Raw genomic sequence first — 24,642 nt, 5'->3', positions numbered from 1 at the left:
GCACACAGGGATCACGGCCACCACGGCGCTGACCATTACATAGCGACAATAAAGAGCGAGCATGGACCTTTCGCGCGAATCCGAGTTCCCGGCAGACCTGAGCCCCTTGGCCTGGGTTCAGGAGGAACTGCGTCGCACGCTGGAATCGGTGCACAAGGCCCTGCGCCGAGTGCTCCGCGATACCGACGCGCGCGTTTCCACCCTGGGCGGCGAAGGCCAGCCCAGCCCGGCGCTGCAGGGAGCGGCCCAACAGATGCACCAGGCAGCCGGCGTGCTGGCGGTGGTGAGCCTGCCGGCGGCTGCGCACCTGTTGCGCGCTGCCGAGGCCACGCTGTTCCGCCTGGCGGAAAACCCGGCGCTGGTGTCGGTCGCGGAAGTGGAGGCGGTCGAGCGGGCCGACTTCGCCGTGCTGGCCTTCATCGCCAAGACCCTGGCCGGCGGCCAGCCCAGTTCGCTGGCGCTGTTCCCGGCCTATCAAACCTTGCAGGAACTCAACGGGGCAGGCCGTATCCATCCGGCCGACCTGTGGACCCAGGAGTTCCGCTGGCGTGACCTGCCGACCGATGCGGCCGTGCGGGCCCTCACGCCCGAGCAGATGCGTGCGCCCTTCGAGGCGCTGCTGCTCAAGCAGATGCGCGCCCCCGCGCCGGGACAAGGCCAGCTGCTGAGCGACCTGTGCGCCGGCCTGGCACTGACCCAGACCCAGCCCCACGGCCGTACGCTGTGGATGCTGGCGGCGGCCCAATTCGAAGCGCAGTCCCGCGGCCTGCTGCCGGTGGACACCCTGGTCAAGCGCCTGGGGTCTCGCCTGCTGGCCCAGCTGCGCGCCGGCCGTGACGCCGCCCCGTCGGAGCGTCTGGCCAAGGACCTGCTGTTCTTCGCCGCAGCTGCCAAGCATCCGGCGCCGGGCTCCGCGCCCCGCCTGGAAGCGGTGCAGCTGGCTTATGGACTGATCGAAGCGCCCGCGGTCGACTATCGCGACGACACCCTCGGCAAGATCGACCCGACCTGGGTGCAGGCGGCCAAGCGCCGTGTGGCCACGGCCAAGGAATCGTGGGGCTCCGCCGCCGAAGGCGAAACCCATCGCCTGGGCGGTCTGGACGAACAGTTTGCCGGCGTTGCCGAATCGCTGCAGAAGCTCTTCCCCAGTGGCGAAGTGCTGGGCGACACGCTGCGCCGCGCCGTCGTGGCCACGCTGCGTTCGGGCCGTCCGCCCGAGCCGACGCTGGCCATGGAAATCGCCACGGCGATGCTCTACCTGGAAGCGGCCCTCGAAGACGAGGCCTTCGACCAGCCGGAGCAGGCCGACCGCGTCGTCACCCTGTCCCGTCGCATCGAGGCGGTGGCCAAGGGCCAGACGCCCGAGCCGCTGGAAGCCTGGATGGAAGAGCTGTACCGCCGCGTGGCGGACCGCCAGACCCTGGGTTCGGTGGTGCATGAACTGCGCAACAGCCTCTCCGAGGTCGAGCGTCAGTGCGACGAATATTTCCGCGACCCGACCAAGCGTGACCAGCTGATCCCGGTGCCGAGCCAGCTGCAGACCATGCGCGGTGTGTTCAGCGTGCTGGGTCTGTCCCAGGCCGCGCAAGCCACGCTGCGCATGCGCGACCAGGTGGACGAGCTGGCCCAGACCGAAGTCGATCCGTCGCTGCCCGGTCCGCGTGCCCAGTTCGACCGACTGGCCAACAACCTCGGTGCACTCGGTTTCCTGATCGACATGCTCAGCGTCCAGCCTCAGCTGGCCAAGCGCATGTTCCGCTTCGACGATGCCAGCGGTCTGCTGCAGTCGCTGGTTGGTCGCGAAAGCGAGCACCATCCGGCGGCGGAAGTCGCGGATGCCCAGCCCGAAGAGGCGCCGGCACCGCAACTGCTGGACCAGCTCCAGGCCACCGCCGCTGCCGTCGCCCAGGGCGACCGCCCGGCGGAAGACCTGGCGCGCGACCTGGAACGTATCTCTCAGGAAGCCCGCGCTGCGGACGACCTCCACCTCGCCCAGGCCGCCCAGCAAGCCCAGCAGCAACTGCTGAGCGAAGGCCAGGAAAACACCGCCGCTGCCGAGTCGCTGCAGCAGTTCATCGAGGCATCCGCCCCGGTGGCGCCGCCGGCCGTGCCCGAGTCCGCTCCCATTCCTCAGGAAGAAGCGGACGTCGACCAGGAGATGCTCGAAATCTTCCTGGAAGAAGTCGGCGAAGTGGTCACCACCGCCCGCGACGCGCTGGCCGTGCTGGCCCGCGACAGCAGCAACCGCGAAGAGCTGACCACCGTCCGCCGCGCTTTCCACACGCTCAAGGGCAGCTCCCGCATGGTGGGGCTCAATGAGTTTGGCGAAGCGGGCTGGGCGTTTGAGCAGCTGTTCAATCACCGCCTCTCCGAGCATCCGCAAGCCGACGCCGACCTGCTGCGCGCCAGCCAGGAAGCGCTCGACGCCTTCCAGGCCTGGGCGACCGCCATCGGTGAGAAGCGTCCGCACGGCTACAGCAGCGCACCGTTCCGCGCCGCTGCCGATGCCCTGCGTCTGAACAACCGCTACGAGCCGCTGAAGGTTTCCGCAGCGCCGGTGGTGGTTGCCGCCGCACCTGCTGCAGCTGCCGCATCCGCGCCCGCCGTCGCTCCGATGGACGTGCCGGAACTGGTGGAAGTGCCCGAGATCATCGAGGTCGCCGAAGTGCCCGAAGTGGTGGAAGTGGCCGAGCTGCCCACCGCCGTCGAAACGCTGGACGATCTGCCGCTGGCGCCGCTGGAGGCCACCTCGCCGGTGGCCGCCGATGGCCTGCCCGCCCTCGACCTGCCGGGCCTGGACGTGCCGCCGCTGAGCCTGGACACGCCTGTGGCGCCGGCGGGCCTGGACGAGCCCACGCTGGACCTGTCGCTGGACTTCCCGACGGAAGCGACCCAACAGGCGGTGCCGTCGCGCGACATGCCGCCGCTGGATGTGCCGCAGCTCGACGCCGCGCTGGACCTGTCCTCGCTGTCTGCCGACGCATCCCTGCACCTCGACCCCGCGATTCCGGAACTGGTGGAAGTGCCGGACCTGCCGGAGATGCCCGTTCCCGCCGCCGAAGCCGCACCGCTGCTGGACATGCCCGAAGGCTGGCCGACGGATCTGGCACCGGAACAGGTCACCGCCACCGAACCGATGCCGCTGCCGATCGAGCTGCCGGATGAGCTTCACGCCGAGGCGGCCGACGCCATCGAGGCGACCGAGCCCAGCGAGCACCTCGACCTGGACCTGCTGGATCTCTCCAGCCTGGATCAGCCGACCGTCACCGAAACGACCGCGGACACCCCGGTGACCGCGAACGTCCAGACGCCGGCCGAGACCGTCGATCTGCATCTGGACCTGCACAGCGAACTGCTGAGCAGCCCGTCGGTGGAAGCGCCGGTGCAGACCGAAGAGCCGATCATCGAGCAGGCCTTTGCGCCGGTGCCGGCGGTCGCGCCGGTGCTGAGCCTGGTGGGCGGCACGTCGGTCGAAACGGACGAGACGGAAGACCTGACGTCGCAGGAAGACAGCGACGAAGGCGTGAAGGTCATTGGCCATCTGCGCATCAGCATCGCCCTGTTCAACATCTTCCTGAACGAAGCGGATGAGCGCTCGCGCCGTCTGCAGGTGGAGCTGACCGAATGGTCGCTGCTGCCGCAGTCGCCGCTGCCGCAGGACGCGGAGCCGCTGGCCCATGCTCTGGCGGGCAGTGCCGCGACCGTGGGTTTCGACGACCTGTCCACGCTGGCCCGTGCGCTGGAACATGCGCTGGGCCGTGCCCAGGGCCATGTGGTGGCCGACCCGACGCTGTTCCAGCGCGGTTCGGACGAAATCCGCCGCCTGCTGCATCAGTTCGCTGCCGGTTTCCTGAAGGAAGTCGACGCCGTGCTGCTGGCCGAGCTGCAACTGTTCCAGCCGGGTGAACCCCTGCCGGACGGCGCGCTGGACAGCGACGAAGGTCTGCTGGCCATGACGCTGGACGAAGTGTCGACCGCGTCCCAGGCCGCAGAGCCCCAGGTGCCGCCGGCCTATCTGGCTGCGGTCGCCGAGCCCGTGCCTTCGGTGGCACACGACGAATTCGCCGACGACGATTTCGACTTCAGCCTGCCCGACCAGATCGAGCCGGAACTGATGCCGATCTTCGAGGAAGAAGCCGAAGACCTGCTGCGCCAGTTGCATGCCGGTCTGCGGGAGTGGGCCTCGCAGCCGCAGGATGCTTCGCGCGCCTCGGCCTGCATGCGGGTGCTGCACACCTTCAAGGGCGGTGCCCGTCTCGCCGGCGCCATGCGCCTGGGCGAACAGGCCCACAACCTCGAGTCCCAGATCGAACGCCTGATGGGCGACGGCCAGGCCGACCACGGCCAGGTGCTGGAGCTGCAGGACGCCGCTGACGCGCTCGAATACAGCTTCCAGAACCTGCAACGCGACTGGCGCAATCCTGCGCCGGTGGTGCCGGCGCCGATGGTCGCTCCGGTGGCCGCGCCGATCCCTGCACCGGTGCCCGCACCGGCGCCGGTGGAAGCACCGGCGCCTGAGACGGCCGAAGTGGTGGAAGTGGCGGAAGTGGCCGAGAACGCCGAGGCCACCGAAGTGGTGGAACCGGTCGAGCTAATGGACGTGGTGGAGGCCGATGAGGTCCCCGCCGCCGAACTGCCGGTCGAAGGCTCTGACGCTGTGGCGGCGGAGCCTGCGGCCGTGGTTGAAGCTGCTGCCGAGCCGGTGGCTGCACCCGCGGTGGCCGAAGCCCCTGTGGCGCCGGTCCCGGCCGTGATCTCGCAGCCCGTGGTGCCGGCCGACATCGACATCGACTGGGCCCACTTCAGCGAAGTGGCCGACCTCGGTCAGCCGATGGAAAGCGCCCCGGTGGCGCCCGCAGCCCAGGTCCGGGTGCGCGGTGTGCTGCTGGAACGCATGGCGGCCCTCTCCGGCGAAGTCGCGATCCGTCGCGCCCGTCTCGAATCCGAGCTGGGCCAGATGCGCGTGCTGCTGGGCGACCTGGACGACAACCTGGAGCGTCTGCGTACGCAGCTGCGTGAGCTGGAACTGCAGGCGGAAGCCCGCATTGCCGCTCGCCAGGAAGCCGCACAGGCCACCGGCAAGGACTTCGATCCGCTGGAATTCGACCGCTACACCCGCTTCCAGGAACTGACCCGGATGCTGGCCGAATCGGTCAACGACGTGGCCACGGTGCAGCGCGGTCTGCAACGCAACGTGGCGGCCGGTGAAGACGAACTGGCCGGTCAGTCCCGCCTGACGCGTGAACTGCAGGACGACCTGCTGCGCACGCGGATGGTGGAATTCGACAACAGCCTGGGTGAGCGTCTGCACCGCGTGGTCCGTCAGGCCGCCCGCGAAAGCGGCAAGCAGGCCCAGCTGGAGGTGCGTGGCGGTGGCGTGGAACTGGACCGCTCCGTGCTGGAGCGTCTGACTGGCGCTTTCGAACATTTGCTGCGCAACAGCGTGGTGCACGGCATCGAAGCGCCCGCCGTCCGCGAAGCGGCAGGCAAGGCGCCGCTGGGCCGCATCGTGCTGAGCCTGCATCAGGAAGGCAACGAAATCCAGGTGCGCTTCAGCGATGACGGCGCCGGCCTGAACCTCGAGCGCATCCGCGCCCGCGGTGAAAGCCAGGGCCTGATCCAGGCCGGCCAGTCGCTGACCAACAAGCAGCTCATGGAACTGATCTATGAGCCGGGCTTCTCCACCGCCGAATCGCTGACCGAAATGGCGGGCCGCGGTGTGGGCATGGACGTCGTCCGCTCGGAGGTCAACACGCTGGGTGGTTATGTCCTGACCGACTCCACCCCGGGGCAGGGCGCCAGCTTCGAGCTGCGCGTGCCGCTGACGACCGCACTGACCCAGGTGGTGGTGCTGCGTTATGGCGAGCGCAAGGTGGCGGTGCCCGCCAGCCTGATGCTGTCGGTGCAGCGCCTGACCGCCGACCAGGTGGACAAGGCCTATCAGGACGGCTTCATGCAGGTGGCTGGCGAGCAATTGCCCTTCTACTGGCTGGGCGGCCTGATGAACGCCACCGAGCGCGGCGTGGCCCAGGGCCGCACCCTCCCGGTCGTGCTGGTGCACAGCGCGCAGCAGCGACTGGCCCTGCACGTGGACGAAGTCCTGGGCAACCAGGAAGTCGTGGTGAAGAACCTCGGACCGCAGCTGATGCAGGTGCCGGGCCTGGCGGGCATCAGCCTGCTGGCCTCGGGTGACGTGGCGCTGATCTACAACCCGGTGGCCCTGGCCAACCGCTACGGCCATGCGGCTCAGCAGCGGGTGCACGAGCGCTCCGCTGCCGCCCAGGTGGTGGTGGAGAAGCCGATCGTGCCGCTGGCCCCGCTGGTCATGGTGGTGGACGACTCGCTCACCGTGCGCCGCGTCACGCAGCGCATGCTGGAGCGTGAAGGCTATCGCGTGCTGCTGGCCAAGGACGGCCTGGATGCGATGGAGCGTCTGTCCGGCGATGAACTGCCGGCCGTGGTGCTCTCCGACATCGAGATGCCGCGCATGGACGGCTTCGACCTGGTCCGCAACCTGCGTGCAGATGCCCGCTTGCGCGCCCTGCCGGTGATCATGATCACCTCGCGGATCGCTCAAAAGCATCGCGACTATGCGCAGCAATTGGGGGTTGATGACTATTTGGGCAAGCCCTACGACGAAGAGCACCTTTTGGGACTCATCGGTCGATACACTGCTCAAAACGTCGCCGCACAGGCGGTCGTGTCGTAACGCCCGACGGATGGGCGTGGATTAAAACAGCGCCATGCCTCAGGTCGTTGATCACCTTGCAGAACTCACCGGGTTTCGTGACCGTGACGTCATGGACGTCACGCTGGTCACGGCCCTGCGTGATCTTCTGGAAACTCCGGCGTCGGTCGCCATCTATCGCTGTGTCGGTGAACCCGGCCAGCAACGGTGGCTGACCCGCGCCCGCCTTCGGGCGGAAGACACGGTGGCAACGGCGGACTCCGTCTGGGTCGACCCCGACAGGCTGCCGCGGCTCGAAGACGTTCCTCGTCGGCACCAGTGCCTCAAGGAGCGGGCCATCCTTCAGGACCGCGACCAGAAGCAGTGGGTCACCTATTTTCCGCTCGCCACCGAACGTGAAGTGATCGGTGTGCTGGAACTGCAATCGTCCAGCCGTCCGCGTCCGGATGCGCAGCGGCTGGTCACCAGCGTCCTGCGGATCTATCACAACTTCCAGGGTTTGCTGGACTACAGCGAGCGTGACACCCTCACCGGGCTGCTCAATCGCAAGACCTTCGACGAAAGCTTCCTCAAGGCCGTGTCCGAACTGCCGCTGCGTGCAGCCGGCGCGCAGGAAGAACGTCGCCAGGCGGAGAAGCATCCGCGCTACTGGCTCGGTGTGCTGGACATCGATCACTTCAAGTCGATCAATGACCGATTCGGCCATCTGATTGGCGACGAAGTGCTGCTGCTGCTGTCGCGCCTGATGCGCAACACCTTCCGCTTCAATGACCTGCTCTACCGATTCGGTGGCGAAGAATTCGTGGTGCTGATGCGCTGCGAAAACGAAGAGGACGCGGCGCTGGCCTTCGAGCGTTTCCGTCACAACACCGAGCACTACGCCTTCCCGCAGGTGGGCCGCATTACGGTGAGCATTGGCTTCACCCAGATCCGCGCAGGCGACTCGCCGGCGGGCGCTTTCGAGCGTGCCGACAAGGCCGTCTATCACGCCAAGGGCAATGGACGGAATCAGGTGCAGAGCCATGCGGTGCTGATTGCTGGCGGGCAGATGTCTGAATCGAGTCATACGAGTGACGTCGAGCTCTTCTGAGCGACCTTTCCGGCCCTTCCGAGCGGGCCGTTTGTAGCGCCTTCCGCCTCGCCTCTCAGACGCTCTCCCAGCACCTCTTAGTGCGTCCGCGTGCCGGACACTGTCCGACGACGCGGGCCGCCCCGTTCCCGTCTCATTCAAGCTGATTGCGGTCGACGCCGGGGTTGCATTTCTTTACGCCCGCCTCTAGGGTGGGGCCTGCGCGTCTGACGCGAAGGGGTGGTCATTCAGCCGATGTCATCGCGAGCAATCGCGCAAGGCAATGACCACGGGACAGACCAAGCCGGCCTACAGGCCTTCACCTGCATGCGCATTTTGAGTTTCCCTGTGGCCGCCGGCCTGTTGCTGGCCGGTTGCGTGGCATTCGTGGTCACCGCCTATGGCGAATACCGAAGCCTGGGCGAATTGACGCGTCTGGAGAACGTCCGCGCGCATGCATTCACGACGCAGGTCCTGATCAGTCGTTTCAATCATTTGCTGGTGGACCTGGAAACCGGTCAGCGCGGTTTCCTCATGACGGGGGATGCCAGTTTTCTGCAGCCCTATGACCATGGCTTGCGGGAACTCGATCCGCGTTATGGCGAATTGAAGTTGGCGCTGCAACGCTCCGGCGATCCACAGGACGCGGCCATTGCGCGTCTGGACCGTCTCATTGCCGACCGCCGGGTGCAACTGGCCCAGAACGTGGACAGCCGCTGGAAGTTGGGGGAGGCGGCCATTCGCAATGTGCAGGCCTGGGTGGCCGGCAAACAGCTGATGGACGAGATTCGTGGCGAGTTGGACCGTCTCGATGCCCTGCAGCAGCAGCGCATCAACGACATCGAAACGGAAGTGCGGGATCAGCAGGAGCAGACCACCCGTCTGGCCCAGATCTTCCCGCTGGTGGGGGGCGCGCTGGTCGCCGCAGCGTTGGTGGCTTTGTGGGCTGAGCGCAAGCGCCGCGATGACGCGGAGGTCGCCCTGCGCGACAGCCATGCGCAGCTGGAGACGGTGGTGGACCAGCGCACCCAGGCGCTGCGCGAAGCGCTCGACCGTATTCAGAGCTTTGCTGCAGAACTCGACCGCAGCGTGGAAGGCGAGCGCCGCCGCTTGGCCCGGGAAGTCCACGACCAGCTCGGGCAACTGGGCACCGCCAGCAAGATGCTGGTCATGTCGCTGACCCGCAAGCTGGCGCCTCAGCGCGAGCCGATGCTGGAGGAACTGCTGGGCATTGCCGACGACGTGATCGGCGCGGCCCGCCGCATCGCCTCGACCTTGCGTCCGCCGCTGCTGGACGACTTCGGCTTCTCTGCCGCGGTGCAGCATTACGCCCAGGGGCTGGAGCGACAGTCGGGGCTGGTCGTGTCCCTGGACCTCGCTTCGGACGAAGGCCTGGATGCCGAGCAGCACAACCAGCTCTTCCGTCTGATGCAGGAAGCGGCCACCAATGTGCTGCGTCATGCGCAGGCGCAGCACCTGGCCATCGAGTCACGCCTGGAAGGGGGCGACTATTGCCTGAGAATCCAGGATGATGGTGTTGGTCCCGGACATGTCCGGGCCGATGCGTCAGGATTGAGAAACATGCGAGAGCGTGCCGTGCTGGCGGGGGGCGAGATGCGTTTCGGGCCCGCCCCCGGGCAGGGGACGAGGGTGGAAGTCCGTGTGCCGATGAAAGTGGCCGTGCCGAGCTCGACCTCGGCGGGAGCCGCATCGAGGAGCGGCGCGGATTCCAGTTCGGGTGCCATCGAAAGCGAGGAGGGTTGGGATGAGGTTTCTGATCGTTGATGACCATCCGATCATGCGGCTGGGGGTCAAGCAGCTGATCCATTCCCATTGGCCGGATGCGCAGATCGATGAGGCCTCCACCATTGCGGAAGCACTGCGACTTGGCCAGGCCGAGCTGCCCTCGGCCATCGTGCTGGATCTCTCCCTGCCTGATGCCAGCGGCACCGAAGGCGCCAGCCGCATCCTGCGTGCCATCAAGAACGTGCCGGTGCTGGTGCTCAGCCTGAATGCCGAGTCCGCCTATGCGGCCCGTCTGCTGCAGATGGGCGTCTCCGGCTACCTGCCCAAGGACAAGGCCACCGATGAGCTGGTCCAGGCCCTGCAGCGGCTGCTCGCCGGCGGCCGGTATGTGACCGCCGCCATGGCCGATCATCTGCTGGGCCTGCTCAGCGGCCATGCACCCAATCAGCTGCCGCATGAGCAGCTCTCGGCGCAGGAGCATCGGGTGATGCTGCTGATCGCCGCCGGCAAGACCCCGGCCGAGATCGCCGACACCATGCACCTGTCGGCCAAGACGGTGGGCACCTATCGCGCCCGCATCCTGGAAAAGACGGGCTGGCGTAACAACACCGAGCTGACCAAATACTGCCTCCAGCACGGTCTGACGGACGCCCTGTGACCGCGCACTGACGGCCGGGATGTCGTCCGCACAGGGCCCTGGCGACAGCTTTGTCACACGGATACCGCTGTCCAGAACGTGTAGGTAATTTCAGTACAAGTCCTCAGGCAGCCACCGGACAGCGGCTTGCGCGGCACGCTTCTCACCGCGGTCACGCGGCGGGCCCAAGATACGGCCCAAGCCGCCCAACGAGGGACGGCATCTCAAGAAAGCGTCCCATGGATATCTTCCTCGTCGAGGACTCCGCAGCCATTCGTCGCCTGTTGGCTGCCCGTCTGGACACCCTGCCTGGCGCACGGGTCATCGGGGAAGCCGAGGGCGCCCCGCAGGCGATCGCCCTGATCGACTGGCTGCAGCCGGCCACCGTGCTGCTCGACATGAATCTGGCCATCGGTACCGGGCTGGATGTGCTGCGGGAGCTGCGCCGCCGTGGCTACAAGGGTCGCATCCTGATGCTGAGCCAGCAGTCGGCCGAGCTGTACCGCGACCTGTGCATCAAGGCCGGCGCCGATGGGTTCTACGACAAGGGCTCGGGCATGGAGACGCTGTTCAGTGATTTGGACGAGCTGATGCAGAGTGAACGGGCCGCGGGACGTCAGACACGGATGTCGCCGCTGCTGCGCGATACGGTCACCGGGCTGCTGGGGCAGGTCGCCCTGCTGGAGCGGCTCGACCAGGTGCTGCGCGTGCTGCGGGTGGACGCCCAGCCGGTGGTCGTCGTGGTGGTGGTGCTGCGGGGGCTGCAGTCCCTGCTGCTGTCGCATGGGCCGGCGGCAACGGCGCCGATGCTGGTGGAACTGGGGCAGCGCTTGAAAGCCTGCACCGGCGAATCGGACCTGCTGGCCCGCCATGCGGATGAGCAGTTTGCGCTGGTGGTGTCGCGCGTGGCCAGCGCCTCCGAGGCAGATGCGCTGGCCCGCCGGCTGACCGAGTCGCTCAGCCAGCCTTTCCAGCTGGCCGGGCGGCCGTTGATGCTGCACTGCTCGGTCGGCGTGGCGGTCTATCCGCGTGACGCCATCAGCGCGCGAGGCCTGCTGAATCTCGCTGAGTCACGCGCGCATGGGGAATCGCTGCCGGCGGATGGCAGCGCGGTGGTGCACTGACGCGCGGGGGCGCCTCCTGCGCCGCGCCGAGCATCAGCGCGCCGCGCTGAGCATCGACCGGCAGCGCCGAGCAGCACCGCTTGGTAGCACTGAGCAGCGCCAGGCGTGTCAGGCCTGCGCCGCGCCGGCCGGCAGCTTCCTGTCCTTGACCACCGAATACCGGTCCAGCGTGGCCATGCGAGCCACCTCGTGCCGGATGATCGGCGCCGGATAGTTCTCCCCCAGCGTCACGCCGCAAGCCTGCAGTTCCACCGGTCGCGCCGTCCACGGCGCATGGATCAGCTTCGGCGGCAGCTTCTCGAGCGCCGGCAGATAGCGCTTGATGAACTTGCCGTCGGCATCGAACTTCTCGCTCTGGCTCACCGGATTGAAGATGCGGAAGTAGGGCTGCGCATCGCAGCCGCTTGAGGCCGCCCATTGCCAGCCCCCGTTGTTGGCGGCCAGGTCGTAGTCCAGCAGCTGCTGCGCAAAATAGCGCTCGCCCCGGCGCCAGTCGATGCCCAGGTCCTTGATCAGGAAGCTGGCAGTGACCATGCGCAGGCGGTTGTGCATGTAGCCGGTCTCGTTGAGCTGGGTCATGGCGGCATCCACGATGGGGTAGCCGGTCCGGCCTTCACACCAGGCCTGGAACATCTCGTCGGCGTCCGGGCCGCTGGCCCACTGGATGCGGTCGTACTCGGGACGGTAGGCACTCGTCACCACATGCGGATGGTGGTGCATCACCTGATGATAGAAATCGCGCCAGACCAGCTCCGACAGCCAGGTCTGCGCGCCCGCGTTGCCCTGCATGGCGCGGGCATGCGCCTCCCGGGCGAGCTGCCGGATGGACAGGGTGCCAAAGCGCAGATGCACGCTCAGGTAGCTGGGACCCTTGACCGCAGGGAAGTCGCGGGTCTCGTCGTAGCGGTCGATGCGGGTCAGGAATTCCTTGAAGAGGCGCTGGGCGCCGTCGCTGCCGTCCATCAGCATCGGATTGACCTTGACCGGCTCGAAGCCGATGTCGGCCAGCGTCGGGATGCGGTGAGCGCGGCCCTGGGTGGCGGCGTTGGCGGACATCCGGGGTGGCGTCTGGTCGGGAATCTGGACGGGGATTCGGGCGGCATCCGTTGCGAGATGACCGGCATAACGATGCACCGGATAGGCGCTCAGGTAGAACGCATTGACCGTCTTGAGCCAGTTGTTCTTGTAAGGCGTGAAGACCCCGTAAGGCTGCTGGCTGCCGGTGAGGATCTCCGAGCGCTCGAAGATCACATGGTCCTTGAAGCTCTGCACCGCCACGCCGCGCGCCAGCAGGGCGTCGCCGACGGCGGCATCCCGCTCCAGCGCCTGCGGCTCGTCATCATGATTGAAATAGAGCGCACCGGCGCCAAGCGCCGCCACCAGCGCAGGAATTTCCTGCAACGCCTGGCCGTGGCGCACCAGCAGACCGGCGCCGTCGGACAGACGGGCCAGATCGGCATCCAGCACCCGCAGCGCGTCCAGGATGAAGGCGACACGGCGGTCCGCCCGGGGCAGCGCCTCCAGGATGTCGGTGTCCAGCACAAAGGCGCAGTACACCCGGCGGTGACGTTTGAGGGCGTGATAGAGGGCCGCATGGTCGTCCGCGCGCAGGTCGCGGCGGAACCAGACCAGGGCGGTGTCCGGATCAGGGACGGCGGAGGTGCCGCCGGTCGGGGAGGCGTTCATCATGGACGGGGAGTGTCGGTGAAATAGAATGCCCGCATGTCCAAGGACCGCATCGATCTGACCAACCAGTTCCTGATCGCCATGCCGGGCATGGTGGACGAGACCTTTGCCGGGTCAGTGGTCTACCTGTGCGAGCATAACGAGAAGGGTGCCCTGGGATTGGTCATCAACAAACCCATTTCCCTGACCCTGGGCAACCTGTTCGAGAAGGTCGAACTGGAACTGCCGGATGAAGACCTGGCGGCCCGGCCGGTGTTCTATGGCGGGCCTGTGCAGACGGAGCGTGGCTTCGTGCTGCATGAGCCGCTGGACGAGAAGGGCAACCACTACAACGCCACGTTGGCCGTGCCCGGCGGGCTGGAGATGACGACCAGCCGGGATGTGCTGGAAGCGCTCTCCCATGGCGCCGGACCGAAGCGGGTGCTGATCACGCTGGGCTACAGCGGATGGGCCGCCGGACAGCTGGAAGAAGAGCTGGGGCGCAATGGGTGGATCACGGTGAATGCGACGCCGGAGATCATTTTCGAGACGCCGATCGAGGAACGCTACGAGAAGGCGCTTGCGCTGCTCGGCATCGATCCCCGAATGCTCTCTCCCGAAGCTGGGCATGGATGAGCCCCCCAGTCGCTTTGCTCCTGCCCCCAAGGGGCGCTGGATTGGGCCCCCCAGTCGCTTTGCTCCTGCCCCCAAGGGGCGCCGCCCAGCGGCCTGGCAAAGCCAGTTCCGCGGGCGTGGCTGGGTTGGGCCCCGGGCGCGAAGCGCCGGGGCTCTTTGTTGGGAGGGGTGGGTGTGATGGGTGAGAGCAGGGTGTCGGCACCAGTGCAGGTTCTAGGATTTGACTTTGGGACGAAGCGCGTTGGAGTGGCCAGTGGCAATCGGATGCTGGGTAGTGCGCGGGGACTGCGGACGATCACGGAGCTGGGCGACGCGCGGTTCGCGACCATCGGCAAGCTGATCGAGGAATGGCAGCCGGAAGCACTGGTCGTCGGCGTGCCACGGCATCCCGATGGGCAGCCCCATGAGATGACGCAGCGGGCCCTCAAATTTGTGGGACAGCTGCGCGGACGCTTCAAGTTGCCGGTGCTGGAAGTGGATGAGCGCTACACCAGCGCCGAAGCACAGTCCCAAGGCGCCCGCGACCTGGATGCGGCCAGCGCCGCCTTGATCCTCGAACAATACTTCCGGGAAACTTCATGAGCACCCTCCATCTCGACGCAGAAGCCCTCTACGCAGACCTGCGCCGCGGCGTGCAGCGCCTGCTGCACCCCCAGACCGCCCTCGTCGGCATCTGGTCCGGCGGCGCCTGGCTCGCCGAACGCCTGCAACAAGACCTGCACCTCGACGGCCAGCACGGCGTGATCTCCAGCGCCCTGCATCGCGATGACTTCGGCTCCAAAGGCATGAGCGCGACCACCGACCACACACGCCTGCCCTTCGATATCAACGACCGCCACGTGCTGCTGATCGACGACGTGCTCTACACCGGCCGCACCACCCGCGCCGTGATCAACGAACTGTTCGACTTCGGCCGCCCAGCCAGCGTCACCCTGGCCGTGCTGGTGGACCGCGGCGGCCGCCAGCTGCCGATCGAACCCGCGTTCTCCGCCGCCCGCGTCGCCCTCGCCCCCGAGCAGCGCCTGCGCCTGGCCAAGGACGCCGACGGCCGGTTCAGCTTTGACGTGAAATGACCATGCTGAGTAAACGAAACCCCCAACTGAACAAGCACGGCGAGCTGGTCCACCTGCTCTCCACCGAGGGGCTGCCCCGCGCGGTCATCCATCAGATCCTCGATACCGCTGGCACCTTCCTCTCGGTCAACGACCGTGAAGTGAAAAAGGTCCCGCTGCTGCGCGGCAAGTCGGTGTTCAACCTGTTCTTCGAGAACAGCACCCGTACCCGCACCACCTTCGAGATCGCCGCCAAGCGCCTGTCCGCCGACGTGATCAACCTGGACATCGCCCGCTCCAGCACCGCCAAGGGCGAAACCCTGCTGGACACGGTGGCCAACCTCTCCGCCATGCATGCCGACATGTTCGTGGTGCGCCACAGCGAGTCCGGCGCCCCCTACCTGATCGCCCAGCATTGCGCCCCCCACGTGCACGTGGTCAACGCCGGTGACGGCCGCCATGCCCACCCCACCCAGGGGCTGCTGGACATGTACACCATCCGCCACTACAAGAAGGACTTCACCCAGCTGACCGTGGCCATCGTCGGCGACATCGTCCACTCGCGAGTCGCCCGCTCCGACATCCATGCGCTCAACATCCTGGGTGTGCCCGAGATCCGCGCCGTCGGCCCCAAGACGCTGGTGCCCGGCGATCTGAAGGACATGGGCGTGCGCGTCTGCCACGACATGGCCGAAGGCGTGCGCGATGCCGACGTCATCATCATGCTACGCCTGCAGAACGAGCGCATGAGCGGCGCCATGCTGCCCAGCGCCGGGGAATACTTCAAGAGTTTCGGCCTGACCCCCGACAAGCTGGCACTGGCCAAGCCGGATGCCATCGTGATGCACCCGGGCCCCATCAACCGCGGCGTCGAAATCTCCTCGAGCGTGGCCGATGGCCAGCACAGCGTCATCCTGCCGCAGGTCACCTTCGGCATCGCCGTGCGGATGGCCGTGATGTCGATCCTGGCCGGCAACGAGGCCTGAACAAAGGCTGGAGCACTGTATGAAGATCCTGATTCAGAACGGACGCCTGCTGGACCCCGCCTCGGGCCTGGACCAGACCGGGGACCTCGCCATCGCCTCCGGCCGCATCGTCGGCGCGGGGCAGGTGGGTGATTTCACCGCCGAACGCACCATCGACGCGACCGGCCTGGTCGTGGCCCCCGGCCTGGTGGACCTGGCCGCCCGCCTGCGCGAACCCGGCCATGAACATGAAGGTCTGCTGGAAAGCGAACTGGCCGCCGCCGCCGCCGGTGGTGTGACCAGCCTCGTCTGCCCGCCCGACACCGACCCGGCACTGGACGAGCCCGGCCTGGTGGAGATGCTCAAGTTCCGCGCCCGCAAGCTCAGCCGCTGCCGCCTGTTCCCGCTCGGTGCCATCACCCGCGGCCTGGCCGGCGAGACGCTGACCGAGATGGCCGAGCTGACCGAAGCCGGCTGTGTCGGCTTCTCGCAGGCCAACGAGCCGATCCGCAATACGCTGACGATGCAGCGCGCCATGCAGTACGCAGCCAGCTTCGGTTATGCCCTCTGGCTGCATCCGCGCGACCCGTGGCTGAGTGGCGGTGTGGCTGCCAGCGGCGCCGTCGCGACCCGGCTGGGCCTGTCCGGCGAGCCGGTCGCGGCCGAGACCGTCGCACTGCACACCATCCTGGAACTGGTGCGGGCCACCGGCGCGCGGGTGCATCTGTGCCGCATCAGCAGCGCTGCGGGTGTGGATCTGGTCCGTCGCGCCAAACAGGAAGGCCTGCCGGTGACGGCCGATGTGTCGATCAATTCGCTGCATCTGACCGATGTGGACATCGGCTACTTCAACCCGGCCTTCCGCCTGCAGCCCCCGCTGCGCCAGCAGCGCGACCGCGATGCCCTGCGCCAGGGTCTGGCCGACGGCACCCTGGACGCCCTGGTGAGCGACCACAACCCGGTCTCCACCGACGAGAAGCATCTGCCTTTCGCCGAAGCCACCCCCGGCGCCACCGGCCTGGAGCTGCTGCTGAGCCTGGCGCTGCGCTGGGCCCAGGACGACGGCCTGCCGATGTCGCGCGCGCTGGACGTGATCACCGCGCGTCCGGTCAAGGTCCTGGGCGGTGCGCTGGGATCGCTCTCGGCCAGCGCCGGTCGGCTGGTGGAAGGCGGCGTCGCCGACGTCTGCGTCTTCGATCCGGAAGCCTCCGGCGCGGTGACCGCCGAGCGTCTGGTCAGCCAGGGCAAGCACACCCCGTTTGCCTTCGACATCACCGGCTTCGAACTGCCCGGGCTGGTCCGCTTCACTTTGGTAGCGGGCACCGTGGCGTATGAGTCGCTGGTGACGGAAGCCGCCTGATGCGCCCGCTGGTGGCCGCCGGACGCGTGGTCCGGATGCTGACGCATTTGATGCACGGTCTGTGGATTGTGAACGTCCGGTGGCAGCGGCTCACCCCGGATCAACGCCACGCCACGGTGGGCTGGTGGTCGGCCAAGATGTTGCGCGCCCTGGGGGTGAAGATCGAGGCCCTGGGACCGGCGCCCACCACCGCGCGGCTGATCACTGCCAATCACGTGTCCTGGCTGGACATCGCCGCGATGCATGCGGTGATGCCGGAGGCACGGTTCGTGTCCAAGTCGGACATCCAGCACTGGCCGGTGGTCGGTGGCCTGGCCACCGCCGTGGGCACGCTCTACATCGAGCGGGCCAGCAAACGCGACGCGCTGCGAGTGGTTCACCGCACCGCCGAAGCACTTCAGGATGGCGATACGGTGGCGGTGTTTCCTGAGGGCACCACCGGGCCCGGTTATCCGCTGCTGCCCATCCACGCCAATCTGCTGCAGGCCGCCATCAGCGTGGGGGCGCCGGTGCAGCCGGTGGTGCTGCGCTGGCATCAGCCGGGCAAGACCTACAGTGAAGATGCGCAGTTCATCGGGCAGATGACCTTGATGGCCAGCCTCTGGCGCATCCTGACCGCCCGCGACCTGTCGGTGCGGGTCGAGCGCTTGCCCTTGATCGAGACCCAGGGCCAGGAACGCCGGGCCCTGGCCGAGCTGTTGAGCGAGCGGCTGTCGGCGGCGCTGCCGCCACCGCTGCCGCCACGGGATGGGTCCGCGGCCTGAGATGGCCGCATCGGCCACCGACTGCTGTTGCGTCGGCGCCGCGTCGCTTTTGAAAGGTCTCCCATGCTCCTGGCATTTGAAGACGAGGCCCTGCTGGCCGGACGACTGGCTGCAGAACTGGGCTGCCCGCTGAACCTGATCCAGCGGCATCGCTTCCCCGACGGCGAACTCCGCCTGGTGCTGCCCAAGCCGCTGCCCGCCGAGGTGGTGGTGCTGCGCGGGCTCCAGCATCAGCCCAATGACCGGCTGGTGGAGCTTTTGATCGCGGCGCCGGCCGCCCGCAGCTGGGGCGCGCGCCGGCTGACCCTGGTGGCGCCGTACCTCGCCTACATGCGGCAGGACATGGAATTCACCCCCGGTGAAGCCGTCAGCCAGCGGCATATCGCCGCCTTGCTGGCGACGCAGTTCGACCGGGTGGTGACGGTGGATCCGCATCTGCATCGCATCAGCAGCCTGGACGAGGTGATGCCCGCCGGCGTGGGCGTGTCCCTGTCAGCCGCCGGGCTGCTGGGAGGCTGGATCGCCGCAGAAGTGCCTGGAGCGGTGCTGGTGGGGCCGGATGAAGAATCGGGCCAATGGGTGGCCGATGCGGCAGCGGCGGGCGCGCTGGACCATGCCATCGGCCGCAAGGTGCGCCATGGGGATACCCAGGTGCAACTGGCGTTCCCCGAGGTGGACGTGGCGGGTCGCCCCGTGGTGCTGCTGGACGACATGGCTTCCACCGGCCGCACCCTGATGGGGGCGGCGCGCGAAGCGCTGGCACGGGGCGCCATCAGTGTGGATGTGGCCGTGACCCATGCGCTGTTCAACGGCGATGCGCTGCCGGCCCTGCAGGCGGCTGGCGTCCGTCACGTATGGAGCAGCAACGCCGTGCCGCATGCCAGCAATTCGGTGTGCATTGCCAAACTGGTAGCGCATTCATTGCAAAGGGCGTGAATGAATACCGGCGGCGATTATTCACACCGCGTTCGAATGCCAATAATTAACGAGTCAGCTTTCTAAAGTCATACGAATTCCTTCCAATAAAAAACCCCGCTATGGCGGGGTTTCGTATTTGGAGGGCTGACTCTTTATATTTCAGCGATTCCTGTCACCAAGGTGACGGACGTTCTGTCCGTCTCAAGCCTTGCCCTGGCTCGCGACCGCCGCAGCGGCCTTGGCAGCGGCTTCCGCGTCGCCCAGGTAATAACTCTTGATCGGCTTCAAATTCGCGTCCAGCTCGTAGACGAGAGGAATGCCGTTGGGAATATTCACGCCAACGATCTTATCGTCGGCAATGTTGTCCAAATATTTCACGAGGGCCCGGATACTGTTGCCGTGGGCTGTGATTAACACTCGCTTACCAGACAAAATCGCGGGAGCGACTTGTTCATTCCAGTAGGGAAGCACCCGCGCCACCGTGTCTTTGAGGCATTCGGTCAGCGGAATCTGAGAAGGCTCCAGTCCGGCATACCGGACATCGCTGCGCTCACTGCGCGGATCGGAGGCTTCGAGGGCCGGCGGCGGGGTGTCGTAGCTCCGGCGCCAGACCAGCACCTGCTCGTCACCGTATTGCTTGGCCATGTCGGCCTTGTTCAGGCCCTGCAGGGCGCCGTAGTGGCGCTCATTCAGGCGCCAGCTGTGACGCACCGGCAGCCACTGGCGGTCCATCTGATCCAGGCAGTGCCACAGGGTCCAGATGGCGCGCTTGAGGACCGAGGTGTGGGCGACGTCGAAGTCCAGACCGGCTTCCTTGAGCAGCCGGCCGGCCTGCTGGGCCTGCGCCACGCCGGTGGGGGTCAGATCCACGTCGGTCCAGCCGGTGAATCGGTTTTCGAGGTTCCAGGTGGATTCGCCGTGGCGAATGAGTACGAGCTTGTACATGTGGATCTGTGATGTTTTGCCGGTCTCCGGCGGGCTGCGCGGATTCTAGAGGCAGCCCCCAGGGCTGCGGGATCAAGACGGTTTGTGAAGTGACCGACAACAGTTCGCGTCGGACGAATGCCCGCCACGGGCCCCGCCAGGGGTCGCGGCGACGGGCCCGGGGCGAATCGGTCGGTGTAGTTGTTAACGAAGAATGAGGAGTTCCTCCATGATGGTTGTGAAGATGGCGCGTCTGACGCCGATGGCGCTGGGTGCAGCACTGGCTGTAGTAGCCCTGGGGGCCCAGGCGCAGGCGCAACAGGACTCGATGTTCTCGCTGTCCGGTTTCGGGACGGTCGGCGTGGTGGGCACCTCCAAGGACGGCGCCCAGTACGTCATCCCTGGTCAGACGCATGGCGCCGACAAGTCCTTCAGCGCCGACGTCGACACCAAGCTCGGCGTGCAAGGCGCCGCCAAATTCAATTCGCAGTTCTCCGCCACGGTGCAGGTGCTGACCAAGCAGAGCGGCAAGGGCAACTGGACGCCGCAGGTCGAATGGGCCTTCGGCAAGTACCAGGCCACGCCGGGCCTGGCCTTCCGTCTGGGCCGCATGGGCGCGCCGTTCTTTGCCGTGTCTGATTTCCGTGATGTGGGTTATGCCAACACCTGGCTGCGTCCGCCGATCGATGTGTACGGCCAGGTGCCGATCAGCCACTTCGACGGTGCCGATGTGAACTGGACGACGCAAGTCGCCGGCCATTCGGTGACGGTCGGCGGTTTCGCCGGTCAGAGCTCGTCGTATGTGCGCCGCGTGAAGCTGGACCTGAAGGACATGGTCGGCCTGAACGCCTCGGCGGAGCTGACGGACGGCCTGACGCTGCGCCTCGGCCATGTGATCGGCAAGGTGACGGTCCACAACGCCAGCCTGAACGCCTTCGTGGCCCAGCTGCGCGCAACGCCTTACGCCAGCATCGGCGACCAGCTCGACCCCAACGGCAAGGATGCGTCCTTCACCAGCGTCGGCCTGACCTATGACGTGGGCAACTGGGTGGCGGCTGCGGAGTACACCAAGCGCAACAACAACACCTTCATTCCGGACACGACCGCCTGGTACACGACGCTGGGCTATCGCATCGGCAAGTTCACCCCGTATGCGACGCTGTCGCAGCAGAAGACCGACAGCCTGAACGTGAACAACACGGTGCCGGCGCCTTCGGTGCTTCATTCGACGGTGGACGCCGTGGCCGCTTCGCAAAGCACGCCGCAGAAGACCATCGCCCTGGGCATGCGCTGGGACGCCATGCGCAACATCGCCGTGAAGGCCCAGTACGACAGCATCAAGACGACCGGTGCGGGCCAGTTCTACAACCCGCAGCCTGGTTTCGCCAACCAGCGCGTGGGTGTGTACAGCCTGGCAGTTGATTTCGTGTTCTAAGCGGCGAGGTTCAGATGCAATTCAAGATGAACAAGATGGTGGTGGGCGCCGCCCTGCTGGTGGCCGCTGTGGCGGCTCAGGCGCAGGTGGCCGTGGTGGTGAATCCCAAGAGCGCCGTGTCCAGCATGACCGCGGACCAGGTGGCATCGATCTTCCTGGGCAAGAGCAATGCGCTGCCCAACGGCAACGCCGCCGTGGCGGTGGACCTGCCGGAAAGCGCCGGCGCCCGTGACACCTTCTACACCAAGGCCACCGGCAAGTCGTCGGCCCAGGTGAAGGCGGCCTGGTCGCGTCTGGTGTTCTCCGGCAAGGGCACGCCGCCCAAGGAAATGGGCAGCTCGGCCGACGTGAAGAAGTTCGTGGCCGGCAATCCCGACGCCATCGGCTATATCGAGAAGTCCGCCGTGGACAGCTCGGTGAAAGTGGTTCTGAGCGTTGACTGAGGCGCCTGGCGCCAAGTAGACATATCCGTGAACCCCCGCAGGCACCGCCCGTTTCTGGCCGGTGCCTGCCGGTGTGTTGGAGACAGAAGATGAAGCTCAAGACACGTATTGCGATGTTGCCGGTGGTGGCCGCACTGATCTTTGCGGTCGGCATTGCCGTGGTGCTGTTCTATTCGACCCGCACGTCCGGCGCCATTCAGGCGTTGGGGCAGGCGGACTATCCCTATCTGGTGGCCACGACGCAGCTGTCGTCGCAACTGGAGAACCTGAGCGGCACCATCCAGAGCGCGGTGGCCGAGGGCGAGAAGAAGCGGCTGGATGAAGCGGCCGAGCGTGCCACGAGCATGCGCAAGGTGATCACCGGCATCAAAGCCATTCCGGGCCGCGGCGATGAAGGCGGTCAGCTGGAGAAGGCGTTCGAAGCGTATTACGCTGCGTCGGTGGATACGGCGCAGCTGTTCCTCGGCATCAAGCAGGGCGATCAGGCGGGCGCGATTCCCAAGATGCAGGCAGCGCAGAAGGCGCTGTCGGATCTGCTGGCATCGTCCGGCAAGGATGCGCAAGGCAGTTTCGATGCATCCCTGGCCCGGGCCGAGGGGGGTGTCTCCGCCAGCGTGCTGGTCACGGTGGTGAGCGGCGTGGTGGTGGTGCTGTGCCTGGGGCTGGGCTCCTGGCTGCTGATCAACAGCGTCTGGCGTCAGCTGGGTGGCGAACCCGAATATGCGCGGGAGGTGATGCAGCAGATGGCCGAGGGCGATCTGGCGCAGCAGATCCAGGTGGCGCCGGGCGCGGAGCACAGCCTGCTGGCTGCGGTGCGCGATACCGCGCAAGGCCTGAAGGCGATTGTGAGTGAGGTGCGCAACGGCACGGATTCGATGACGGTGGCCTCGCGCGAGATCGCGGCGGGCAATCAGGACCTGTCGACCCGCACCGAAAAGCAGGCCGGCTCGCTGGAGCAGACGGCCTCCAACATGCAGCAGCTGACCGAGACCGTGCGGCAGAGCGCGGACGCGGCCAGTCAGGCGAATCAGCTGGCCGGCTCGGCCGCGACGGTGGCCCGTCGCGGGGGCGAGGTGGTGGGGCAGGTGGTCTCGACCATGGACGAGATCACCGCCAGCTCGCGCAAGATCGGCGACATCATCGGCGTGATCGATGGCATCGCTTTCCAGACCAACATCCTGGCGCTGAATGCCGCCGTGGAAGCCGCCCGGGCCGGTGAGCAGGGCCGTGGCTTTGCGGTGGTGGCCGGTGAAGTGCGGTCGCTGGCGCAGCGCAGCGCCGAGGCGGCGCGGGAAATCAAGACACTGATCGGCGCCAGCGTCGAGCGGGTGGAGTCCGGTTCCCGTCTGGTGCAGGATGCGGGCGCGACGATGGACGAGATCGTGGCGAGCGTGCAGCGGGTGTCGGACATCATCAGCGAGATCACCGCGGCCTCGGCCGAGCAGAGTCAGGGCATCGGGCAGGTGAATCAGTCGGTGCTGCAGCTGGACCAGATGACGCAGCAGAACGCGGCGCTCGTGGAAGAAGCCGCTGCGGCGGCGAACAGCCTGGAGCAGCAGGCCCGCACCTTGCAGACGGCGGTGTCGACCTTCCGGCTTTGAGGTCGCGCGGGTGATTCACGCCTGGTGACGGTGGGCCCGTTCAGGTCGCACCGGATCGGACGATCGCGTGGACTTCCCTTTGCAACGGGCTCCCGGCCACCGGTCGGCGAGCCCGTTGTTCCATGGGCCGATCCCTATAATCTTCGCTTTTCATTGGTTGGGCCTGGCTTTGAAATTCCTGATCGACAACTGGTATCTGGTGCTGACGGCGGTGATTTCCGGCAGCTTGCTGCTGTGGACGACCTTCCGCGGCAAGTCCGCAGGCGTTTCGACGGCGGAGGCCGTGCGGCTGATCAACCGTGAAAAGGGCGTGCTGCTGGATGTGAGCGAGCCGGAAGAATTCGCACAGGGCCACGCCGTAGGCGCCCGCAATGTGCCGCTGAAACTGCTCACCACCGGGGAGCCGATCAAGCAACTGCCCACGAACAAGGCCCTCCCGCTGGTGCTGATGTGCAAGACCGGCGCACGCGCGCAGCGCGCTGCTGGCATCCTTCGTCAACAGGGCTTCACGCAGGTGGTGCCCGTGGCCGGCGGCCTGACCGCCTGGCGGGAAGCCAGCTTGCCGGTAGAGAAGTCCGCGAGCTGACCGGTTTCCTGTGTCGGGTTGGCTGCTGTGGAGCCTCTTCGGAGGCTCGGTTGCTTTTTTGGAGGACTGGCGATGCGCGCCGTGAAGATGTACACCACCCAGGTCTGCCCCTACTGTGTGCGGGCCAAGTCTCTGCTGAAGCAGCGGGGCGTGGATCAGATCGAGGAAATTCGCGTGGATCTGGATCCGGCGCAGCGGGACGCAATGATCGAGCTGACCGGACGGCGGACGGTGCCTCAGATCTTCATCGGCGAGACCCATGTGGGTGGGTGTGATGACCTGATCGCGTTGGATCAAAAGGGTGGGTTGCAGCCGCTGCTGGCGGGCTGACCGGAGCCCTACGCCATGGGGCGCTCGCGCCTCGTTTCAAGTTGGGAACTGCCCCGTCCATTTGGGGTCGGTGGCAGTGCCATAATGCTTTTCATGGCCCGCGCCTGCGGGCCTTCCCATTTTTGGAAGAAGCATGGCCGACGATAACAGCACCCCCGTGTTCCAGATTCAGCGCATGTACCTGAAGGACCTGTCGCTGGAGCAACCCAACGCTCCTCAGATCCTTCTGGAGCAGGCGCAGCCGCAAGTCGACATCAAGCTGGCCCTGTCCGCTGAACCGGTCGCTGAAGGCCTGTTTGAAGTGAGCGTGACCGCCACCGTGACCACGACGGTGCAGGACAAGACCCTGTTCCTGATCGAGGCCAAGCAAGCCGGCATCTTCGAGATCCGCAATGTGCCGCAGGATCAGCTCGAGGGCATCCTGGCCATCGTCTGCCCGCAGATGATCTATCCGTATCTGCGCGCCATCGTGTCCGATGTCTGCACCCGCGCCGGCTTCCCGCCGGTGATGCTGACGGAAGTGAACTTCCAGGCCATGTTCGAAGCCCAGCAGGCACAAGCCATGGGCGCCAGCGGAGAATCCGCTCCCAACTGAGCCGCTCCTGCCCGACCAGCGCCGGCCTCGCGGAACCTCCGCCCGGTCGGCGTTGTCACATTCAGGGTGGGTTTCACGGTTTTGTTTCCGGGTTTTGTCACCGG

General features: G+C 66.7%; 20 protein-coding genes. 18 read left to right on the top strand and 2 right to left on the bottom strand.

Going from position 1 to position 24,642, the window contains the following annotated elements; translation table 11 throughout:
* Positions 1 to 61 precede the first annotated feature (61 nt).
* The 5 genes from FHS28_RS13180 (at position 62) to FHS28_RS13160 (ending at position 11,264) form a co-directional block, all read left to right on the top strand.
* A complete protein-coding gene (locus tag FHS28_RS13180; RefSeq protein ID WP_088451147.1) occupies positions 62 to 6,709 on the top strand; it encodes a hybrid sensor histidine kinase/response regulator in 6,648 nt (2,215 codons plus the stop codon).
* Between the two features lie 34 nt (positions 6,710 to 6,743).
* Entirely contained in the window at positions 6,744 to 7,778 is a 1,035-nt protein-coding gene (locus tag FHS28_RS13175; protein ID WP_088451145.1) for a GGDEF domain-containing protein, read from the top strand.
* A gap of 306 nt (positions 7,779 to 8,084) precedes the next feature.
* Positions 8,085 to 9,542: a CHASE3 domain-containing protein gene (locus FHS28_RS13170; RefSeq protein ID WP_184294745.1), complete on the top strand. Its 1,458-nt coding sequence runs from the start codon at positions 8,085 to 8,087 to the stop codon at positions 9,540 to 9,542.
* Positions 9,523 to 10,161: a response regulator gene (locus FHS28_RS13165; RefSeq protein ID WP_088451141.1), complete on the top strand. Its 639-nt coding sequence runs from the start codon at positions 9,523 to 9,525 to the stop codon at positions 10,159 to 10,161. The genes FHS28_RS13170 and FHS28_RS13165 overlap by 20 nt, the downstream gene beginning before the upstream one ends.
* A gap of 218 nt (positions 10,162 to 10,379) precedes the next feature.
* Positions 10,380 to 11,264, top strand: a complete 885-nt coding sequence (locus FHS28_RS13160; RefSeq protein ID WP_088451139.1) for a diguanylate cyclase domain-containing protein — start codon at positions 10,380 to 10,382, stop codon at positions 11,262 to 11,264.
* A 108-nt stretch (positions 11,265 to 11,372) separates the two neighbouring features.
* Here the strand turns inward: FHS28_RS13160 and FHS28_RS13155 are convergent, their stop codons facing one another.
* Positions 11,373 to 12,950: a cryptochrome/photolyase family protein gene (locus FHS28_RS13155; RefSeq protein WP_088451516.1), complete on the bottom strand. Its 1,578-nt coding sequence runs from the start codon at positions 12,948 to 12,950 to the stop codon at positions 11,373 to 11,375.
* Positions 12,951 to 12,986: 36 nt separating this feature from the next.
* Between FHS28_RS13155 and FHS28_RS13150 the strand changes: the two genes are divergently transcribed.
* The 7 genes from FHS28_RS13150 to FHS28_RS13120 all read left to right on the top strand — a co-directional run bounded on the left by FHS28_RS13150 (position 12,987) and on the right by FHS28_RS13120 (position 18,642).
* Positions 12,987 to 13,565, top strand: coding sequence for a YqgE/AlgH family protein (locus FHS28_RS13150; protein WP_088451137.1), 579 nt, complete (start codon positions 12,987 to 12,989; stop codon positions 13,563 to 13,565).
* A gap of 177 nt (positions 13,566 to 13,742) precedes the next feature.
* Positions 13,743 to 14,147, top strand: a complete 405-nt coding sequence (gene ruvX / locus FHS28_RS13145) for a Holliday junction resolvase RuvX (protein ID WP_088451135.1) — start codon at positions 13,743 to 13,745, stop codon at positions 14,145 to 14,147.
* Positions 14,144 to 14,638, top strand: a complete 495-nt coding sequence (gene pyrR / locus FHS28_RS13140) for a bifunctional pyr operon transcriptional regulator/uracil phosphoribosyltransferase PyrR (RefSeq protein ID WP_088451133.1) — start codon at positions 14,144 to 14,146, stop codon at positions 14,636 to 14,638. Before ruvX ends, pyrR begins: the two co-directional genes overlap by 4 nt.
* A gap of 2 nt (positions 14,639 to 14,640) precedes the next feature.
* A complete protein-coding gene (locus tag FHS28_RS13135) occupies positions 14,641 to 15,603 on the top strand; it encodes an aspartate carbamoyltransferase catalytic subunit (protein ID WP_088451514.1) in 963 nt (320 codons plus the stop codon).
* A 19-nt stretch (positions 15,604 to 15,622) separates the two neighbouring features.
* A complete protein-coding gene (locus FHS28_RS13130) occupies positions 15,623 to 16,942 on the top strand; it encodes a dihydroorotase (RefSeq protein WP_088451131.1) in 1,320 nt (439 codons plus the stop codon).
* Complete coding sequence (locus tag FHS28_RS13125; RefSeq protein ID WP_088451129.1) at positions 16,942 to 17,706, top strand: lysophospholipid acyltransferase family protein; 765 nt, start codon at positions 16,942 to 16,944, stop codon at positions 17,704 to 17,706. The genes FHS28_RS13130 and FHS28_RS13125 overlap by 1 nt, the downstream gene beginning before the upstream one ends.
* Before the next feature lie 63 nt (positions 17,707 to 17,769).
* Positions 17,770 to 18,642, top strand: a complete 873-nt coding sequence (locus tag FHS28_RS13120) for a ribose-phosphate diphosphokinase (protein ID WP_088451127.1) — start codon at positions 17,770 to 17,772, stop codon at positions 18,640 to 18,642.
* 183 nt (positions 18,643 to 18,825) lie between these two features.
* Here the strand turns inward: FHS28_RS13120 and gpmA are convergent, their stop codons facing one another.
* Positions 18,826 to 19,569, bottom strand: coding sequence for a 2,3-diphosphoglycerate-dependent phosphoglycerate mutase (gpmA, locus tag FHS28_RS13115; protein ID WP_088451125.1), 744 nt, complete (start codon positions 19,567 to 19,569; stop codon positions 18,826 to 18,828).
* Between the two features lie 208 nt (positions 19,570 to 19,777).
* Here gpmA and FHS28_RS13110 point away from each other — a divergent pair, with 208 nt between their 5' ends.
* The 6 genes from FHS28_RS13110 to secB all read left to right on the top strand — a co-directional run bounded on the left by FHS28_RS13110 (position 19,778) and on the right by secB (position 24,538).
* Entirely contained in the window at positions 19,778 to 20,983 is a 1,206-nt protein-coding gene (locus tag FHS28_RS13110; RefSeq protein WP_088451123.1) for a porin, read from the top strand.
* Positions 20,984 to 20,997: 14 nt separating this feature from the next.
* Entirely contained in the window at positions 20,998 to 21,426 is a 429-nt protein-coding gene (locus FHS28_RS13105) for a type 2 periplasmic-binding domain-containing protein (protein WP_246410028.1), read from the top strand.
* 89 nt (positions 21,427 to 21,515) lie between these two features.
* Positions 21,516 to 23,027 (top strand): methyl-accepting chemotaxis protein, encoded by a 1,512-nt coding sequence (locus tag FHS28_RS24620; RefSeq protein ID WP_088451121.1) that lies wholly within the window; start codon positions 21,516 to 21,518, stop codon positions 23,025 to 23,027.
* Positions 23,028 to 23,196: 169 nt separating this feature from the next.
* Positions 23,197 to 23,613 (top strand): rhodanese-like domain-containing protein, encoded by a 417-nt coding sequence (locus FHS28_RS13095; protein WP_088451510.1) that lies wholly within the window; start codon positions 23,197 to 23,199, stop codon positions 23,611 to 23,613.
* Positions 23,614 to 23,685: 72 nt separating this feature from the next.
* Positions 23,686 to 23,943 (top strand): glutaredoxin 3, encoded by a 258-nt coding sequence (grxC, locus tag FHS28_RS13090; protein ID WP_088451119.1) that lies wholly within the window; start codon positions 23,686 to 23,688, stop codon positions 23,941 to 23,943.
* A 133-nt stretch (positions 23,944 to 24,076) separates the two neighbouring features.
* Complete coding sequence (gene secB, locus FHS28_RS13085) at positions 24,077 to 24,538, top strand: protein-export chaperone SecB (RefSeq protein ID WP_088451117.1); 462 nt, start codon at positions 24,077 to 24,079, stop codon at positions 24,536 to 24,538.
* The last annotated feature ends 104 nt before the right edge of the window (positions 24,539 to 24,642 follow it).

This window comes from Roseateles terrae, assembly GCF_014192155.1.
Classification (GTDB): Bacteria; Pseudomonadota; Gammaproteobacteria; order Burkholderiales; family Burkholderiaceae_C; genus Roseateles; species Roseateles terrae.
Note: the sequence above shows the minus strand (reverse complement) of the source record. Positions and strands in the feature narration are given on the sequence as shown.

What these genes read in the sequence shown, in the direction of transcription:
- ruvX (WP_088451135.1), top strand. Translation starts at nt 13,743, where the DNA reads ATGGGTGAGAGCAGGGTGTCGGCACCAGTGCAGGTTCTAGGATTTGAC.
- FHS28_RS13130 (WP_088451131.1), top strand. Translation starts at nt 15,623, where the DNA reads ATGAAGATCCTGATTCAGAACGGACGCCTGCTGGACCCCGCCTCGGGC.
- FHS28_RS13170 (WP_184294745.1), top strand. Translation starts at nt 8,085, where the DNA reads ATGCGCATTTTGAGTTTCCCTGTGGCCGCCGGCCTGTTGCTGGCCGGT.
- FHS28_RS24620 (WP_088451121.1), top strand. Translation starts at nt 21,516, where the DNA reads ATGAAGCTCAAGACACGTATTGCGATGTTGCCGGTGGTGGCCGCACTG.
- FHS28_RS13150 (WP_088451137.1), top strand. Translation starts at nt 12,987, where the DNA reads ATGTCCAAGGACCGCATCGATCTGACCAACCAGTTCCTGATCGCCATG.
- FHS28_RS13155 (WP_088451516.1), bottom strand. Translation starts at nt 12,950, where the DNA reads ATGAACGCCTCCCCGACCGGCGGCACCTCCGCCGTCCCTGATCCGGAC.
- FHS28_RS13110 (WP_088451123.1), top strand. Translation starts at nt 19,778, where the DNA reads ATGATGGTTGTGAAGATGGCGCGTCTGACGCCGATGGCGCTGGGTGCA.
- FHS28_RS13105 (WP_246410028.1), top strand. Translation starts at nt 20,998, where the DNA reads ATGCAATTCAAGATGAACAAGATGGTGGTGGGCGCCGCCCTGCTGGTG.
- FHS28_RS13165 (WP_088451141.1), top strand. Translation starts at nt 9,523, where the DNA reads ATGAGGTTTCTGATCGTTGATGACCATCCGATCATGCGGCTGGGGGTC.
- FHS28_RS13175 (WP_088451145.1), top strand. Translation starts at nt 6,744, where the DNA reads ATGCCTCAGGTCGTTGATCACCTTGCAGAACTCACCGGGTTTCGTGAC.
- gpmA (WP_088451125.1), bottom strand. Translation starts at nt 19,569, where the DNA reads ATGTACAAGCTCGTACTCATTCGCCACGGCGAATCCACCTGGAACCTC.
- FHS28_RS13120 (WP_088451127.1), top strand. Translation starts at nt 17,770, where the DNA reads ATGCTCCTGGCATTTGAAGACGAGGCCCTGCTGGCCGGACGACTGGCT.
- pyrR (WP_088451133.1), top strand. Translation starts at nt 14,144, where the DNA reads ATGAGCACCCTCCATCTCGACGCAGAAGCCCTCTACGCAGACCTGCGC.
- FHS28_RS13125 (WP_088451129.1), top strand. Translation starts at nt 16,942, where the DNA reads ATGCGCCCGCTGGTGGCCGCCGGACGCGTGGTCCGGATGCTGACGCAT.
- FHS28_RS13180 (WP_088451147.1), top strand. Translation starts at nt 62, where the DNA reads ATGGACCTTTCGCGCGAATCCGAGTTCCCGGCAGACCTGAGCCCCTTG.
- FHS28_RS13135 (WP_088451514.1), top strand. Translation starts at nt 14,641, where the DNA reads ATGCTGAGTAAACGAAACCCCCAACTGAACAAGCACGGCGAGCTGGTC.
- grxC (WP_088451119.1), top strand. Translation starts at nt 23,686, where the DNA reads ATGCGCGCCGTGAAGATGTACACCACCCAGGTCTGCCCCTACTGTGTG.
- secB (WP_088451117.1), top strand. Translation starts at nt 24,077, where the DNA reads ATGGCCGACGATAACAGCACCCCCGTGTTCCAGATTCAGCGCATGTAC.
- FHS28_RS13160 (WP_088451139.1), top strand. Translation starts at nt 10,380, where the DNA reads ATGGATATCTTCCTCGTCGAGGACTCCGCAGCCATTCGTCGCCTGTTG.